Genomic DNA, 14,819 nt, shown 5'->3' with positions numbered 1-14,819 from the left:
CAAGCCCTGTTACAGACGGTAATTATCCGAAATGCGTCTGTTGTCAGCCTATGTGAATCTGAATTCGGCCCCTAGATCCCCCACAGGAGGCAGATCACCATGGCCAAGAACAAGAACCGCAAGGGTGGCACCCAGAACCGCACCCCGCAGAGCGAGCAGACCCACGAGCAGCACGGGCAGCGTACGTCGGGCGAGTCCCAGGACTCGCCGGTGTCGCACATCCAGGGCAGCCCGGCGGACGTCGCCCGCAAGAAGCAGAAGAGCTTCGGCCACAACTGAGCGACCGACCAGGTCCCCCCGGGCTGTTGAAGCCCAGGCACGCAGGAGGGGCGCACCCGTTGCGGGTGCGCCCCTTCCGCGTGCGTACCGGCCGGCGGGCCGGGAGCCGGGGCCTATCCGGCCAGGCAGGACGGGCCGAGCAGCACCTTGAGGTCGCCGAAGAGCGCCGGGTCCGGCTTCACCCGGTGCCGGTCGAGGCGGAGCACGGTGGTCTTGGTCGGGCCCTGGAGCTTGATCCGGACCTCGCTGTCGCCCTTGTGGTGGCTGAGGATCTCGCCGAGGCGGCTGACCATCGGCGGGGTGACCCGGGTGGCCGGGATGGTGAGGATCACGGGCGCGTTGGTGCCGGCGTTGGAGAGGTCCGGGACGGTCAGCTCCATCCCCACCAGCCGGGGCACGTCCTCACGCTTGTCGAGGCGGCCCTTGACGAACACCACCGCGTCCTCGACCAGTTGGGTCGAGATGAGCTGGTAGCTGGCCGGGAAGAACATGCACTCGATGGAGCCCGCGAGGTCCTCCACGGTGGCGATCGCCCAGGCGTTGCCCTGTTTGGTCATCTTGCGCTGCAGGCCGGAGATGATCCCGCCGATGGTGACCACCGCGCCGTCCGCGTGCTCGCCGCCGGTGAGCTGGGCGATACCCGCGTCGGCCTTGTCCGAGAGCACGTGCTCCAGGCCGAAGAGCGGGTGGTCGGAGACGTACAGACCGAGCATCTCCCGCTCCTGGGCGAGCAGATAGGTCTTGTCCCACTCCTCGGTGGTGAACTCGACGTCCAGACCGAAGCCGGGCTCGCTGCTCTCCTCCTCGCCCATCCCGCCGAAGAGATCGAACTGGCCCTCGGCCTCCTTGCGCTTGACCGCGACCACGTTGTCGATCATCGAGTCGAAGTGCGCGGTGAGGCCCTTGCGGGTGTGCCCCAGGGCGTCGAAGGCGCCCGCCTTGATCAGCGACTCCGTGGTGCGCTTGTTGCAGGCGACCGCCTCGACCTTGTCGAGGTAGTCGGGGAAGGAGTTGTACTTGCCCTTGGCCTTGCGGCTCCTGATGATCGACTCGACCACGTTCGTACCGACGTTGCGGACGGCTTCGAGGCCGAAGAGGATCACGTCGTCGCCCTGCGCGGCGAAGTTGTGCACCGACTCGTTGACGTTCGGCGGCAGCACCTTGATGCCCATGCGCCGGCACTCGTTGAGGTAGACGGCCGACTTGTCCTTGTCGTCCTTGACCGAGGTGAGCAGTCCGGCCATGTACTCGGCGGGGTGGTTGGCCTTGAGGTAGGCGGTCCAGTACGAGACCAGGCCGTACGCGGCGGAGTGCGCCTTGTTGAAGGCGTAGCCGGCGAACGGGACCAGCACGTCCCACAGGGCCTGGATCGCCTCGTCGCTGTAGCCGTTCTTCCGGGCGCCGGCCTGGAAGATGGTGAAGTTCTTGGCCAGTTCGTCGGGCTTCTTCTTGCCCATCACGCGCCGGAGGATGTCGGCCTCGCCGAGCGAGTAACCGGCGATGATCTGCGCGGCCTTCTGCACCTGCTCCTGGTAGACGATCAGGCCGTAGGTGACGGCCAGGACCTCTTCCAGGGGTTCCTCCAGCTCCTTGTGGATCGGGGTGATCTCCTGGAGCTTGTTCTTGCGCAGCGCGTAGTTGGTGTGCGAGTCCATGCCCATCGGGCCGGGACGGTAGAGCGCCGACACGGCGGAGATGTCTTCGAAGTTGTCGGGCTTCATCAGGCGCAGCAGGGAGCGCATGGGGCCGCCGTCGAACTGGAAGACGCCCAGGGTGTCGCCGCGCTGGAGGAGGTCGAAGGTCTTCGGGTCGTCGAGCGGCAGGGACAGCAGGTCGAGGTCGATGCCCTTGTTGGACTTCACCATCTTGACGGCGTCGTCCATGATCGTCAGGTTGCGCAGGCCGAGGAAGTCCATCTTCAGCAGGCCGAGCGACTCGCACTGCGGGTAGTCCCACTGCGTGATGGTCACGCCGTCCGTGTGCCGCACCCAGATCGGGGCGTGGTCGACGATGGGCTCACTGGACATGATCACGCCGGCCGCGTGCACACCCATCTGCCGCACCAGGCCCTCGACGCCCTTGGCGGTGTCGATGACCTTCTTCACGTCCGGCTCGTTCTCGTACATCCCGCGGATCTCGCCGGCCTCGTTGTACCGCGGGTGCGAGGGGTTGGTGATGCCGTCGAGGTCGATGCCCTTGCCGAGGACGTCGGCGGGCATCGCCTTCGTGAGGCGGTCGCCCATCGCGTACGGGTAGCCCAGCACGCGCGCGGAGTCCTTGATGGCGTTCTTCGCCTTGATCTTGCCGTAGGTGCCGATCATGGCGACCTTGTCGGCGCCGTACTTCTCGGTCACGTACCTGATCACCTCGACGCGCCGACGCTCGTCGAAGTCGATGTCGACGTCGGGCATGGAGACGCGCTCGGGGTTGAGGAACCGCTCGAAGATCAGGCCGTGCGGGATCGGGTCGAGGTCGGTGATGCCCATGGCGTAGGCGACGATCGAGCCGGCCGCGGAGCCTCGGCCGGGGCCGACCGCGATGCCGTTGTTCTTCGCCCACATGATGAAGTCGGCGACCACGAGGAAGTAGCCGGGGAACCCCATCTGGATGATGACGTCCATCTCGTAGTCGGCCTGCTTCTGACGGTCCTCGGGGATGCCGCCGGGGAAGCGGCGCTCCATGCCCCGGCGGACCTCCTCCTTGAACCAGGTGACCTCGGTGTAGCCGTCGGGGATGTCGAACTTCGGCATGAGGTCGCGCTTCTCGAACATGCCGGTGGTGTCGACCATCTCGGCGATCAGGAGGGTGTTGGCGCAGCCCTCCTGCCAGGCGTCCGAGGAGTCGATGGCGTACATCTCCTCCGTGGACTTCAGGTAGTAGCCGGTGCCGTCGAACTTGAAGCGGTCCGGGTCGGAGAGGTTCTTGCCGGTCTGGATGCACAGCAGGGCGTCGTGGGCGGCCGCCTCGTGCGCGTACGTGTAGTGCGAGTCGTTCGTCACCAGCGGCGGGATGCCGAGCTTCTTGCCGATCTCCAGGAGGCCGTCGCGGACCCGGTGCTCGATCTCGATGCCGTGGTCCATCAGCTCCAGGAAGTAGCGGTCCTTGCCGAAGATGTCCTGGTAGTCGGCGGCCGCCTTCAGCGCCTCGTCGTACTGCCCGAGGCGCAGCCGGGTCTGCAGCTCGCCGGAGGGGCAGCCGGTGGAGGCCACGATCCCCTCGGACCACTGGGCGATGGTCTCCTTGTCCATCCGGGGCCACTTCTGCAGCCAGCCCTCGGCGTACGCGTCCGAGGAGAGCCGGAAGAGGTTGTGCAGCCCCGTGTTGTTCACGGCCCACATCGTCTTGTGGGTGTAACCGCCGGAACCGGAGACGTCGTCCCGCTTCTGGTGCGGCTGGCCCCACTGGATCTTGCGCTTGTTGCGCCGGGACTCGGGGGCGACGTACGCCTCGATTCCGATGATCGGGGTGACCCCGGCCTTCTTCGCGGAGTGGAAGAAGTCGTACGCCCCGTGCAGGTTGCCGTGGTCGGACATGGCGATGTGTGTCATGCCCATCTCGTTGCAGGCGTTGAACATGTCCTTGAGCCGCGCGGCACCGTCCAGGAGCGAGTACTGGGTGTGGACGTGCAGGTGCGTGAAGGGCGGCTTTGACACGGTTTCGGCCTCCGAAGGAAAACAGGCGTCGACGATCTTCCGACCGGCTGCGGACAGTCTGGTGGGACAGCGGAATCCTATGCCTCGGCACTGACACCGGGCGGGCTGCCCCGCGTACCTTCATGCCGGGAAAGCGGGCACTCCCCGGGACCTTCGCACGTTGGTCCGGGCGAGAGATCCGCGCCACATGTCAGGCACCACACGCACCAGGAGGCACCCAGCGATGTCGGTCCCCCAGCTCAACGGCGAGCAGCGCGGCGAGGAGATCCTCGCCGTCTTCGACACCGCCTTCGGCGAGCTCCTGGCCGCCGACCCGGCCGCGTTCCGCGTGAAGTTCCGGAAGATGGCGGCCTCGGCCTTCGCCTTCTACCGGGGCACGGCGGCGCTCTTCTACCACGACCTGGACGCCGGTCACGCCGGTCCGGGCGGCGGGCGCATATACACCGGGCCGTACCTGGACGAGCGCACCTCACGGGTGTGGATCCACGGCGACCTGCACGCGGAGAACTTCGGCACGTACATGGACTCCAACGGCCGCCTGGTCTTCAACGTCAACGACTTCGACGAGGCCTACGTCGGCCCGTTCACCTGGGACCTGAAGCGCTTCGCCGCCTCCATCGCGCTGATCGGGTACGCGAAGGCGCTCAGCGACGAGCAGATCACCGAGCTGGTCGAGGTGTACGCGGACGCGTACCGCGAGCGCATCCACGCGCTGGCGACGGGGGCCAAGAGGGACGAGGTGCCGCCGTTCACCCTGGACACCGCCGAGGGCCCGCTGCTCGGCGCGCTGCGCGCGGCCCGGTCGCTGACCCGTTTCGAGCTGCTGGACTCGATGACGGAGATCCGCGACTGGGAGCGCCGCTTCGCCTCCGGCGGCGGCTCCATCGAGCTGGACGCGGCCACCCGCTACAAGGTCCTCGCCGCCTTCGACGGCTATCTGGAGACCCTCCCCGAGTCGTCCCTCTCCCGCCCGGACTCCTACCGCGTGAAGGACGTCGTGGGCCGCCGCGGGATCGGCATCGGCTCGGCCGGCCTGCCGTCGTACAACATCCTCCTGGAGGGCGCCACGGACGCCCTGGAGAACGACGTGGTGATCTACATCAAGCAGGCGCAGACCCCGGCCGTCTCCCGGCACGTCACGGACCCGGCGATCCGGGACTACTTCCAGCACGAGGGCCACCGCACGGTCATCTCGCAGCGCGCCCTGCAGGCGCACGCCGACCCGTGGCTGGGCTGGACCGAGCTGGACGGCGCGGGTCAGCTGGTCGCCGAGGTGTCGCCGTACGCGGTGGACCTGGACTGGAGCGACATCGACGACCCGGAGGAGATCGCGGCGGTGGTCGCGGACCTCGGCCGGGCCACGGCGTCGATGCACTCGGCGGCCGACGACACCTCCGGCGAGTCCCTGGTGCCGTTCTCCACCGAGCGGGCGATCGACGCGGCGATCGCGGCGGACGAGGACGGTTTCGCCGGTCTGCTCACCGAGTTCGCGCACAGCTACGGCGCACGCGCGCGTGCCGACCACCAGATCTTCGTCGACCTGTTCCGCAACGGCCGCATTCCAGGGCTGTAACCTTCGCCGATTCTCAGGGCCTTTTTAGGGGTCCCTTACATGAGTACGTGACAGACTCTCCACCGCTATGGACATATCCGGGACCCAGCTCAGAGCCGTGCGCGCGGCGCTGTTCACGGCCTTCGTCGTGACGCTCAGCACCGCGTCGCACGTGCTGCTGTCCCGGGCGCCGCTGCCGTTCACGACGGTGGCCGCGGTCGCCGCCGGCGTGTTCGGCACGGCGTACGCGCTGGCGGGCCGCGAGCGTGGCTTCGGCCGGATCGCGGCCCTGCTGATCCCGCTGGAGCTGGCCGCCGACACGGTCTTCACCACCGGTCAGCACGCCTGTTACGGCCGGGCGGGCGGCCCGGTCGCCGGCCCGCTGCGCGCCGTCGGTTTCGACGTGCTGTGCCACGGCGGCACGGTCGGTACCCCGCTGGCCCGGATGACCGGCGGGTCCCGCACCGCCGCGGCCCTCACGCAGGCCGACCCGGCCGCAGCCTGGCTGCTGCTCGCCGCGCACGTCGGCGTCGGCCTGCTGGCCGCCGCCTGGCTGCGCCGCGGCGAGCGCGCCCTGACCCAGCTGCTGCGCGCCGTCGCCGCCACCACCTTCCGCCCGCTGCTCCTCGCGGCCGCCGCGGGGACCGCCCGGCCGGCCCCGGTACGACGGCTGCCCCGCCCGGCGCCCCGTCCGGCCGCCGTCCGCGACCTGCTCCTCGCGCACTCCCTGGGACGGCGCGGACCGCCGTGCTCCGGGGCGCTCGCCCTGCCCTTCGCCTGAGCGCCCCGCCCGCCCGAGCACGCCCCTCGTCCGAGTACTTCGAGCACTCCGAGTTCTCCGAGCACTCCGAGCACTCCGAGTTCCCCGAGCACGACGAGTCCCCCACACGTATCCCGCGTACGACATGTGCGCGTCCCCTATGGAGATCACCAACATGAGCAAGCGGAACAGCGCAGCTGCCAAGAACGCGGCCCGGGAACGGCTGCGCGCCGAGCGCGAGAAGCAGGCCAAGCGCGCCAAGGTCAGGCGGCAGGTCATCGTGGCCTGCTCGGTCGTGGCCGTGCTGGCCGCGGCGGGCGGCATAGGCTACGCCGTCGTCCAGGCCAACAAGCCCAGCCACTGGGAGGCCGTGAAGGACGAGAAGGTCGTCGCCCCGGCCAACACGACGGGCACCGACGGCACCACCGTCGTCATCGGCAAGTCCACCGCCAAGAAGACCCTCAAGGTCTACGAGGACCCGCGCTGCCCGGTGTGCGCCCAGTTCGAGCAGACTGTCGGTGACACCTTCAAGAAGGACATCGCCGACGGCGAGTTCAAGTTCCAGTACGTCGGCGCCACGTTCATCGACAACAAGGACAACGGCGAGGGCTCCAAGAACGCCCTGAGCGCCCTGGGCGCGGCGCTGAACGTCAGCGACCAGGCCTTCCTCGACTACAAGACCGCGCTGTACTCGACGAAGTGGCACCCGGACGAGACGACCGACAAGTTCAAGGACGACAGCTACCTCATCAAGGTCGCCCAGACCGTGCCCGCGCTGAAGGACAACACGAAGTTCCAGGACGCCGTCAAGAAGGGCACCTACGACGCCTGGGCGATGGCCATGTCGAAGCAGTTCGACGACAACAAGGACGGCGTGACCGGCACGCCCGGCTTCGTCATGGACGGCAAGCAGCTCAACGGCGGCTCCCCGCTCCTGACGGTCGCCGACTTCGACAAGGTGGTGGGCGCGGCCCTCAAGGCCTGACCCGAAGACCGGCCGCGAGCCTCGGCCGGCGACCACGAGAAGAAGAGCGGGCGAACTTCACCGGTTCGCCCGCTCTTGTTAATACCCGTCAGTAACCTGGTCCTTCATGACCAGTCGTTACAGAGCCGACGAGGGCTCCAACTCGCTTACCCCCCGCCGCCGTACGGTCGTCAAGGCCGCGGCGGCGACCGCTGTCCTGGCCGCACCGCTGGCCGCCGCGCTGCCGGCCCGGGCCGCCACGGACGCGCCCGCCTTCCTGCACGGCGTCGCCTCCGGCGACCCGCTGCCCGACGGCATCCTGCTGTGGACGCGGGTGACGCCGACCGCCGACGCGACGCCGGGCTCCGGGACCGGCCCGGACACCGAGGTCAGCTGGGTGGTCGCCACCGACAAGTCGCTGACGAACGTCGTCTCCAAGGGCTCCGTCACCGCGACCGCCGCCTCCGACCACACCGTCAAGGCGGACATCCGCGGCCTGGCCCCGGCCACCGACTACTGGTTCCGCTTCTCGGCCGGCCCCACGGACTCCCCGGTGGCCCGCACCCGCACCGCGCCCGCCACCGACGCCACCGTCTCCGGCCTGCGCTTCGGCGTGGTCTCGTGCGCCAACTGGGAGGCCGGCTACTTCGCCTCCTACCGGCACCTCGCCGCGCGGAGCGACCTCGACGCCTGGCTGCACCTCGGCGACTACATCTACGAGTACGGCACCGGCGAGTACGGCACCCGCGACACCGTGGTCCGGCAGCACGCGCCCACCCACGAGATCATCACGCTCGCCGACTACCGCATACGGCACGGCAAGTACAAGACGGACACCGACCTCCAGGCCCTGCACGCCAAGGCGCCGGTCATCGCCATCTGGGACGACCACGAGTTCGCCAACGACTCCTGGTCCGGCGGTGCCGAGAACCACACCGAGGGCGCCGAAGGCACCTGGACGGCCCGTCAGGCCGCCGCCAAGCAGGCCTACTTCGAGTGGATGCCGGTCCGCCCGGCCATCGCCGGCACCACCTACCGCCGGCTGCGCTTCGGCAAGCTCGCCGACCTCTCCCTGCTCGACCTGCGCTCCTTCCGCTCCCAGCAGGTGTCCACGGGCAGCGGCTCGGTGGACGACCCGGACCGCACCATCACCGGCCGCGCCCAGCTCGACTGGCTCAAGGCCGGTCTGAAGGCCTCCGACACCACCTGGCGGCTGGTCGGCAACTCGGTGATGATCTCGCCGTTCGCCATCGGCTCGCTCTCCGCCGACCTGTTCAAGCCGCTCGCCAAGCTGCTCGGTCTGCCCCAGGACGGCCTCGCCCTCAACACCGACCAGTGGGACGGCTACACCGACGACCGCCGCGAGCTGCTGGCCCACCTGCGCTCCAACGCGATCGCCAACACGGTGTTCCTCACCGGCGACATCCACATGGCCTGGGCCAACGACGTGCCCGTGGACGCCGGGACCTACCCGCTGTCCCCCTCGGCCGCCACCGAGTTCGTGGTCACCTCGGTGACCTCCGACAACCTCGACGACATCCTCAAGGTCTCCCCCGGCGTCGTCTCCACCGTCGCCGCCCCGGTCATCCAGCTGGCCAACCGCCACGTGCACTGGGTCGACACCGACCGGCACGGCTACGGAATCCTGGACATCACGGCCGCGCGGGCGCAGATGGACTACTACGTCCTCTCCGACAAGACGAAGGCCGACGCCACCTCGTCCTGGGAGCGCTCGTACCGCACCCGCACGGGCACACAGAAGGTGGAGCGGACGTACGACCCGGTGTAACCGGCCCCTACAGCGTGTCGAGGAAGCCGAGCGCCACCCGCCAGGTGGCCTCGGCGGCCTCCTCGTCGTAGTCCGGCAGACCGGGGTCGGTGTAGAGGTGACCGGCCCCCGGGTACCGGTAGATCTCCACGTCGGCGCCGGCCCGGCCCATCTGCAGGTACCAGGCGCTCAGCCAGTCGTCCGTCTCGAAGGCGTCCGGCTCGGCCACGTGCAGCTGCACCGGCAGCTCGTCCACCGAGGCACTGGGCGCGATGTCCGACGTGCCGTGCAGGAGCAGCAGCCCCCGCGCCCGCTCGTCGCCCAGCGCCAGCGTCTGCGCGATCGAGGCCCCCAGCGAGAACCCCGCGTACACCAGCCCTCGCTCCGAGTACGGCGCCGCAGCCAGCACGGCCCGCTTCAGCAGCTCGTCCTTGCCGATCGACTCGTTGAACTCCATGCCCTCCTCGACCGTGTCGAACGTGCGCCCCTCGAAGAGGTCCGGCGTCCACACCTCGTGCCCGGCGGCACGCAGCCGGTCCGCGGCCTCGCGCACGGCGGCCCTGAGCCCGTAGGTCGAGTGAAAGAGCATGATGTTCATGAGGCCATGGTGCCAGCCCGCCGGGTGACGCCTGTCACCCCGTTCATGCCGATCGGCATGTTCAGGACCCCGCCGAAGCGGTTACGTTCGGATCCATGGACATGGAGAACGTACTCCGCCCGCTGATCGTGGTCGGCGGCGCCGTCGTCCTCACCCTGCTGATCGGCTGGGCGACCGACCTGCTGCTGCGCAAGGCCGATGCCCGGCACAGCGAGACACCCCTGTGGGGCCTGCTGCGGCGCGGCCGCATCCCCTATCAGCTGGTGCTGTGCGCGGCCCTGCTCAGAGGCTCCTACGACCAGGCCGAGCTGATCCTGGACCACCGGGTCGCCGTCGGCCAGATCCTCACCCTGGTCCTGATCGGGTCGGTCGCCTGGCTGGTGGTGCGGATCGCGGCGGCCGTCGTGCAGACGAGCTACGACCGCTACGCCCGCGCCCACCACGACGCGGCCCGGGTCCGCCGGGTGCGCACCCAGGTGTCCCTGATCATGCGGGTGGTGACTGCGGTCGTCGGCGTGATGGCCGTGGCGGCGATGCTGCTGACCTTCCCGGCGATGCGCGCGGCCGGCGCCTCGCTGCTGGCCTCCGCCGGAATCCTCGGCATCGTCGCCGGTGTCGCCGCCCAGTCCACCCTGGCGAACATGTTCGCCGGCCTGCAGATCGCCTTCGGTGACATGGTGCGCCTCGGTGACACGGTCGTGGTCGACGGCGAGTGGGGCACGGTCGAGGAGATCACCCTGACCTTTCTGACGGTACGGACCTGGGACGAGCGCCGGATCACCATGCCGGTGTCGTACTTCACCTCCAAACCCTTCGAGAACTGGTCGCGGGGCACCCCGCAGATGACCGGGATCGTCTACTGGCACGTCGACCACTCGGCGCCGGTCGAGGCCATGCGGGACAAGCTCAAGGACATCCTGCGCGAGTGCCCGGCCTGGGACGGGCGGGCCTACGGCCTGGTGGTCACCGACTCGACGCCGAACACCATGCAGGTGCGGGCGCTGGTGACCGCCAAGGACGCGGACGACATCTGGACGGTCCGGGTGACCGTCCGCGAGCAGATGATGACCTGGCTGTGCGCGGAGCACCCGTACGCCCTGCCACGGGTCAACACGGCCGACGCGGTCCTGCCGCCCGGCGGGATCATCCCCTCCCAGGACGGGGCGGCGGCGGCCGGCACCAACCGGCGCCTGTACGAGCCGCCCCGCACCGGCCCCCGCTGACCGCTCCGCTTCCCTTCCCTCGCCCTCAGTGACCGCGTTCGGCGCCGCCGTTGACCTGAATGACCTGCGAGGTGACGTGCCCTGCGGCCGGGGAGGCCAGCCAGTGCAGGGTGGCGGCGACGTCGCCGGGTGTCCCGGCCCGCCCGGTGGACGTCTCGGCGACGAGCTGCTCCCGTCGCTCCTCCGCCACCGGCCCGCCGAAGAAGTCGGTGTCCTCGATGTACCCGGGCGCGACCACGTTCACGGTGACCCCGCGGGGGCCGAGCTGCCGGGCCAGGTCGTGGGCGTACGGGTGCAGGGCCGCCTTGGAGGCGGCGTAGGACCCGCTTCCCGAGCCCCGGAAGGCCGCTATGGAGCTGATGAACAGCACCCGGCCGCCGGGATCGGCGAGCCGGTCCTTCAGCGCCTCCGTGAGCAGCACGGCGGTCAGCGTGTTCTGCCGGAAGTTGCCGCTCCAGACGCGGGCGACGGCGTCGAGCGGGTCACCGGCCTCCGCGTTGGGCGCGAACGCCGCGTTTCCCCCGGCACTGTGGACGAGCACGTCCACGGTCCCGAACTCCTCGGCGACGAACCGCGCGACCGCGCGCACCTGCTCGGGTTCGGCCAGATCGGCGGCGTACACCTCCGCCCCGGGCACCCGCGCCTTCTCCAGCACCTCTCTGCGCCGCCCGAGCAGCAGCACCCGGTCCCCGTCCCCGGCGAACACCCGCGCCGCGGCGAGCCCGATCCCGGTTCCTCCACCACTGATCACAATGTTCCGAGCCATGATCCGAGACTACGAGGACGGAGCCGACCGCGCCTGTGACTGTCCACAGGCGCCATGTACTTGTATTACTGCCGCAGCGCAGCGCGCCCGCAGGGGCGCGGGGACCTTCGCGACCAGCCACGACGCGCCGTAGCCGACCGACGGCACATCACGACACATCACGGCGCTTCCAGCGGAGCGCTCAGCGCAGGCTGCGCACGTCCAGGTGGCGCAGCACCCGGTCCACGATCTCCGGATCCGCCCCCGGCTCACTGCGCGCCGCCAGCACCTCGTGCCGCGCCGCACTCAGCATCTCCTGCTGGATCCGCCGCAACCGCTTCAGCCGCCGCATCCGCTTGTCGTGGCCCTCCCGCCGCTCGTCCTCCACCACGTCGGGGCTGATCCGGAACCCGATCTCGAAGGCGCGCCGCAGCATCTGCTCCGTCACGTCCTCCGGCAACTCCTCGACCTGCTCGATCTCCTTCAGGCGCCGCCGTGCCGCCTTCGCCGCCCGTACCGCCAGCTCCTTCTCGATCTCCTTCTCGCGGTCGATGTCGGCCCGTACCCCCAGCCGTTTCACCAGCCACGGCAGGGTCAGCCCCTGGAGGACCAGCGTCGCCATGATCACGCCGAAGGCGATGAAGACGATCTCGTCGCGGTCGGGGAAAGCGGAGCCGTCGTCCGTCTTCAGGGGGATGGCCAGAGCCAGCGCCACCGACGCCACCCCGCGCATCCCGGACCACCACATCACGATGGTCTCCCGCCAGCTGGTCGGGATCTCCTCGTCGTAGTCCCGCCGCGCGTGCAGCCGCTTGGTCAGCCAGGTCGCCGGCAGCAGCCAGACCAGCCGCACCACGACCACCACGCCCACGATCGCGGCCGCCCAGCCGAGCAGCTCGCCCCAGCGGCCGGACGCCGTGCGGATCGCGTTGTGCAGCTCCAGGCCGATCAGCCCGAACGCGACGCCGGTGACGAGCGTGTCGACGATGTCCCAGAAGGTGTATCCGGCGAGCCGGGTCATGACGTCGTCGGCGTCGGTGGCGTACTCGGCGATGAACAGCGCCGTGGTGAGCACGGCGAGCACCCCGGAGCCGTGCAGTTCCTCGGCGATGACGTACGAGGCGTACGGGACGATCAGGGTCAGGCCGATCTGCAGGGTGGCGTCGCCGAGCACGTCCATCAGCTTGTTCGCGCCCCAGCCGAGCACCAGCCCCACGACGACCGCGACCACGGCGGAGAGCAGGAAGTCCAGCCCGGCCCGCCAGGGCGAGAAGGTGCCGCTGACCACGGCGGCGATCGCCACGTGGTACAGGACGATGGCCGTGACGTCGTTGAAGAGACCCTCGCCCTCCAGGATCGACACCAGCCTGCGGGGCAGCCCGAGCTGTCCGGCGACCGCGGTCGCGGCGACCGGGTCGGGCGGGGCCACCAGCGCGCCCAGCGCGAGCGCGGCGGCGATCGGCAGTCCGGGCACGATCGTGTTGGCGACGACGGCCACGCACAGCGTCGTGACGAAGACCAGGGCCACGGCGAGCAGGAAGATCGGCCGTTTGTTGGCCGTGAACTGCCGCCACGAGGTCCGCCGTACGGCGGCGTACAGCAGCGGCGGCAGCAGACCGGGCAGGATCAGCTCGGGCGGGATGTTCACGTTCGGCACGAAGTCGGCGACCGCGAGGACGATCCCGAACAGCGTCATCAGCACGGGCGCCGGCAGTCCGAACCGGTCCCCGACCGGCACGCTCACCAACGCCCCGAGCAGCAGCACGAACAGCAGGGCCAACTGATCCACGGCCAGCGCTCCGGGTGTAGACGATCACACAGCGGGCCTCCAGCGTGCCATGCCGGCTACAGAACCCTGCGCATCCCCCGGTGCGGGATGCCGGCCTCCTCGTACTCGGTGCCGTACGGCTCGTAGCCCAGCCGCTCGTAGAAGCCCAGCGCGTGGGTCTGCGCGTGCAGGTCCACCGCGGTCAGGCCACGCGCGCGTGCTGCCTCCTCGATGGCCCGGACCAGGGCGATGCCGATGCCGAGGCCGCGGGCCTCCGCGGAGACCGCGAGCCGGCCCAGGGAGCCGAGGGACGGGTCGCCGCCGGTCTTGGCCGCGGCCACCGCGCCGTGCAGCAGCCGGCCGGTGCCGAGGGGCACGCCGTCCTCGCGGACCGCCAGGACGTGCACGGCGACGGGGTCGTACGCGTCGTACTCCAGGTCCTCGGGGACGCGCTGTTCGACCACGAAGACCTGCTTGCGCACCGCGAAGCACGCCTCCAGGTCGGCCGGGTCCTCGGCGATCCGGACCGTGTACGCGCGCGTGCTCATCCGTACGTCTCCTCGCGGACCTGGTCGAGCGCCTTCTGCAGGTCGGCCGGGTAGTCGCTGGCGAACTCGACCCACTCGCCGTCCCCGGGGTGCTCGAAACCGAGCCGGACGGCGTGCAGCCACTGGCGGGTCAGGTGCAGCCGCTTGGCGAGCGTCGGATCGGCGCCGTAGGTGAGGTCGCCGACGCAGGGGTGGCGGTGGGCGGCCATGTGGACGCGGATCTGGTGGGTGCGGCCGGTCTCCAGCTTCACGTCGAGCAGGGAGGCCGCGCGGAACGCCTCGATGAGGTCGTAATGGGTCACGGAGGGCTTGCCGTCGGCCGTGACCGCCCACTTGTAGTCGTGCTGCGGGTGGCGGCCGATCGGGGCGTCGATGGTGCCGCTGGTCGGGTCGGGGTGGCCCTGCACGAGGGTGTGGTAGCGCTTGTCGACCGTGCGCTCCTTGAACTGGCGCTTCAGCGACGTGTACGCCCGCTCCGACTTGGCGACCACCATCAGGCCGGACGTGCCGACGTCGAGGCGGTGCACGATGCCCTGGCGCTCGGCGGCGCCGGAGGTGGAGATCCGGTAGCCGGCGGCGGCGAGGCCGCCGATCACGGTCGGGCCGGTCCAGCCGGGCGAGGGGTGCGCGGCCACGCCGACCGGCTTGACGATCACGACGACGTCCTCGTCGTCGTGCACGATCTCCATGCCCTCGACGGGCTCCGCGACGATCTGCACGGGCGCGGGCGCCCCCGGCATCTCGACCTCCAGCCAGGCCCCGCCGTGCACCCGCTCGGACTTGCCGACCACCGAGCCGTCGACCTGGACCTTGCCCGCCGCGGCCAGCTCGGCCGCCTTGGTGCGGGAGAAGCCGAACATGCGGGAGATGGCGGCGTCGACGCGCTCGCCCTCCAGGCCGTCGGGCACGGGCAGGGCTCGGATCTCGGGAAGCGTACTCACCCGTCGAGTATGCCGGACAG

12 protein-coding genes are annotated in these 14,819 nt (G+C 70.0%); 6 read left to right on the top strand and 6 right to left on the bottom strand.

The features are described 5' to 3' along the window. Positions 1-99: 99 nt before the first annotated feature. On the top strand, positions 100-279 hold the full coding sequence (locus ACFY0K_RS08765) for a hypothetical protein (RefSeq protein ID WP_390639221.1): 180 nt from the start codon (positions 100-102) through the stop codon (positions 277-279). Between the two features lie 113 nt (positions 280-392). Here the strand turns inward: ACFY0K_RS08765 and dnaE are convergent, their stop codons facing one another. Further along, on the bottom strand, positions 393-3,932 hold the full coding sequence (gene dnaE, locus ACFY0K_RS08760; protein ID WP_390639220.1) for a DNA polymerase III subunit alpha: 3,540 nt from the start codon (positions 3,930-3,932) through the stop codon (positions 393-395). 223 nt (positions 3,933-4,155) lie between these two features. On the opposite strand from dnaE, the gene ACFY0K_RS08755 reads away from it, so the two are divergent. The 4 genes from ACFY0K_RS08755 (at position 4,156) to ACFY0K_RS08740 (ending at position 8,997) form a co-directional block, all read left to right on the top strand. Continuing rightward, a complete protein-coding gene (locus tag ACFY0K_RS08755) occupies positions 4,156-5,505 on the top strand; it encodes a DUF2252 domain-containing protein (RefSeq protein WP_390639219.1) in 1,350 nt (449 codons plus the stop codon). A gap of 67 nt (positions 5,506-5,572) precedes the next feature. Continuing rightward, complete coding sequence (locus ACFY0K_RS08750) at positions 5,573-6,265, top strand: hypothetical protein (RefSeq protein ID WP_351954459.1); 693 nt, start codon at positions 5,573-5,575, stop codon at positions 6,263-6,265. A 154-nt stretch (positions 6,266-6,419) separates the two neighbouring features. Next, the gene (locus tag ACFY0K_RS08745) at positions 6,420-7,229 is read left to right on the top strand and encodes a thioredoxin domain-containing protein (RefSeq protein WP_390639218.1); all 810 of its coding nucleotides are present in this window, start codon (positions 6,420-6,422) and stop codon (positions 7,227-7,229) included. Between the two features lie 106 nt (positions 7,230-7,335). Beyond that, entirely contained in the window at positions 7,336-8,997 is a 1,662-nt protein-coding gene (locus ACFY0K_RS08740) for an alkaline phosphatase D family protein (protein ID WP_390639217.1), read from the top strand. 7 nt (positions 8,998-9,004) lie between these two features. Here the strand turns inward: ACFY0K_RS08740 and ACFY0K_RS08735 are convergent, their stop codons facing one another. Continuing rightward, on the bottom strand, positions 9,005-9,574 hold the full coding sequence (locus ACFY0K_RS08735) for a dienelactone hydrolase family protein (RefSeq protein WP_390639216.1): 570 nt from the start codon (positions 9,572-9,574) through the stop codon (positions 9,005-9,007). A gap of 101 nt (positions 9,575-9,675) precedes the next feature. Between ACFY0K_RS08735 and ACFY0K_RS08730 the strand changes: the two genes are divergently transcribed. Continuing rightward, complete coding sequence (locus tag ACFY0K_RS08730; protein ID WP_390639467.1) at positions 9,676-10,797, top strand: mechanosensitive ion channel family protein; 1,122 nt, start codon at positions 9,676-9,678, stop codon at positions 10,795-10,797. Between the two features lie 25 nt (positions 10,798-10,822). On the opposite strand, the gene ACFY0K_RS08725 is transcribed toward ACFY0K_RS08730, so the two are convergent. From ACFY0K_RS08725 to ACFY0K_RS08710, 4 genes are all read right to left on the bottom strand, one after another. Next, complete coding sequence (locus ACFY0K_RS08725) at positions 10,823-11,563, bottom strand: SDR family NAD(P)-dependent oxidoreductase (protein ID WP_390639215.1); 741 nt, start codon at positions 11,561-11,563, stop codon at positions 10,823-10,825. A 181-nt stretch (positions 11,564-11,744) separates the two neighbouring features. Beyond that, positions 11,745-13,331: a Na+/H+ antiporter gene (locus tag ACFY0K_RS08720; RefSeq protein ID WP_382725510.1), complete on the bottom strand. Its 1,587-nt coding sequence runs from the start codon at positions 13,329-13,331 to the stop codon at positions 11,745-11,747. A 56-nt stretch (positions 13,332-13,387) separates the two neighbouring features. Continuing rightward, the gene (locus ACFY0K_RS08715) at positions 13,388-13,858 is read right to left on the bottom strand and encodes a GNAT family N-acetyltransferase (RefSeq protein WP_390639214.1); all 471 of its coding nucleotides are present in this window, start codon (positions 13,856-13,858) and stop codon (positions 13,388-13,390) included. Further along, positions 13,855-14,799: an RluA family pseudouridine synthase gene (locus ACFY0K_RS08710; protein WP_390639213.1), complete on the bottom strand. Its 945-nt coding sequence runs from the start codon at positions 14,797-14,799 to the stop codon at positions 13,855-13,857. Before ACFY0K_RS08710 ends, ACFY0K_RS08715 begins: the two co-directional genes overlap by 4 nt. Between the last annotated feature and the right edge of the window lie 20 nt (positions 14,800-14,819).

It is taken from the genome of Streptomyces sp. NPDC001507 (genome assembly GCF_042894765.1).
Classification (GTDB): domain Bacteria; phylum Actinomycetota; class Actinomycetes; order Streptomycetales; family Streptomycetaceae; genus Streptomyces.
Note: the sequence above shows the minus strand (reverse complement) of the source record. Positions and strands in the feature narration are given on the sequence as shown.

Coding starts and splice junctions, on each gene's coding strand:
- ACFY0K_RS08765 (WP_390639221.1), top strand. CDS start 100: ATGGCCAAGAACAAGAACCGCAAGGGTGGCACCCAGAACCGCACCCCG.
- ACFY0K_RS08740 (WP_390639217.1), top strand. CDS start 7,336: ATGACCAGTCGTTACAGAGCCGACGAGGGCTCCAACTCGCTTACCCCC.
- ACFY0K_RS08755 (WP_390639219.1), top strand. CDS start 4,156: ATGTCGGTCCCCCAGCTCAACGGCGAGCAGCGCGGCGAGGAGATCCTC.
- ACFY0K_RS08730 (WP_390639467.1), top strand. CDS start 9,676: ATGGAGAACGTACTCCGCCCGCTGATCGTGGTCGGCGGCGCCGTCGTC.
- ACFY0K_RS08715 (WP_390639214.1), bottom strand. CDS start 13,858: ATGAGCACGCGCGCGTACACGGTCCGGATCGCCGAGGACCCGGCCGAC.
- ACFY0K_RS08750 (WP_351954459.1), top strand. CDS start 5,573: ATGGACATATCCGGGACCCAGCTCAGAGCCGTGCGCGCGGCGCTGTTC.
- ACFY0K_RS08735 (WP_390639216.1), bottom strand. CDS start 9,574: ATGAACATCATGCTCTTTCACTCGACCTACGGGCTCAGGGCCGCCGTG.
- ACFY0K_RS08725 (WP_390639215.1), bottom strand. CDS start 11,563: ATGGCTCGGAACATTGTGATCAGTGGTGGAGGAACCGGGATCGGGCTC.
- ACFY0K_RS08745 (WP_390639218.1), top strand. CDS start 6,420: ATGAGCAAGCGGAACAGCGCAGCTGCCAAGAACGCGGCCCGGGAACGG.